Source organism: Streptomyces sp. BE20 (assembly GCF_036322525.1).
GTDB lineage: Bacteria > Actinomycetota > Actinomycetes > Streptomycetales > Streptomycetaceae > Kitasatospora.
The window spans coordinates 1-406 of the sequence record NZ_JAQYWW010001216.1; the positions used below are offsets into that span (position 1 = coordinate 1).

Consider the following 406-nt stretch of genomic DNA (forward strand, 5'->3'; position numbering starts at 1 on the left):
GCACCCGGCGCCCGCTCACCCCGCCGGGAGAGCAGCACCAGATGCCGCACCCCCCGCTCGGCCACCAGGTGCCGCGCCAGGATCGCCCCCAGCGTCCCCGTACCACCCGTGATCAGAACCGTGCCGTCCGGGTTCCACGGGCGGGCCGACTCGACCTCGGGAACCGCCGCCCGCACCAGCCGCGGCGTGTGCAGGCGCCCTTCCCGCAGGGCGAGTTGGGGCTCGCCCGTGGCGACGGCGGCGGCCAGGGCCGCCTCGGAGGCCGCGGCGCCGTCGGTGTCCACGAGCACGATCCGGCCCGGGAACTCGTTCTGCGCCGAGCGGAGCAGACCCCAGACCGGGGCCGTCGCCAGGTCGGGCGTCTCCCCCTCGTCCACGGCCACCGCCCGACGCGTCAGGACCACCA

General features: G+C 77.3%; 1 protein-coding gene. It reads right to left on the bottom strand.

From position 1 onward, the window contains the following. Positions 1 to 406, bottom strand: a 406-nt coding sequence (locus PUR61_RS41345) for a SpnB-like Rossmann fold domain-containing protein (protein WP_329885113.1), incomplete at both ends; no start/stop codon positions are given.